Origin of the sequence: Streptobacillus canis (assembly GCF_009733925.1) — a bacterium.
Lineage (GTDB): Bacteria > Fusobacteriota > Fusobacteriia > Fusobacteriales > Leptotrichiaceae > Streptobacillus > Streptobacillus canis.
In genome coordinates this window covers 1-447 of record NZ_WOEI01000068.1, presented here as the reverse complement: position 1 = coordinate 447, position 447 = coordinate 1, and the positions used below count along the sequence as shown (strand labels likewise).

Sequence of the window (447 nt, the reverse complement as noted above, 5' to 3'; positions counted from 1 at the left end):
AAGTCGTAACAAGGTATCCGTACCGGAAGGTGCGGATGGATCACCTCCTTTCTAAGGAGAATACAAAATAAAGATATTGATTAACTTAAATACTTTAATGTTTTGTTTGCTTTATTTATTCCTTTTATAAGTCTTTTAAATAAGGGCGTATAGCTCAGGTGGTTAGAGCACTGTGCTGATAACGCAGGGGTCGCTGGTTCGAGTCCAGCTATGCCCACCAGAAAAAAGACACTATTGTTTATGGGGATATAGCTCAGCTGGGAGAGCGCCGCACTTGCACTGCGGAGGTCAGCGGTTCGAACCCGCTTATCTCCACCAAGAAAACATAGGACAATGAGAAATGAATAGTAGAAAGTAAAGAATTACAACTTTAAACAGAGACGAAAGAAAAGATAAGTAGTTAAACTGTAAAACAAAAAACGATGATTAAAAAGCTAATTAAGGGCA

2 tRNA genes and 1 rRNA gene are annotated in these 447 nt (G+C 39.1%); all 3 read left to right on the top strand.

Annotated elements, in window-relative coordinates:
• A 16S ribosomal RNA gene (locus tag GM111_RS08115) occupies positions 1-51 on the top strand; the annotation flags it as partial.
• A gap of 92 nt (positions 52-143) precedes the next feature.
• Positions 144-220: transfer RNA gene (locus GM111_RS08110), tRNA-Ile, on the top strand.
• 22 nt (positions 221-242) lie between these two features.
• Positions 243-318: transfer RNA gene (locus GM111_RS08105), tRNA-Ala, on the top strand.
• The last annotated feature ends 129 nt before the right edge of the window (positions 319-447 follow it).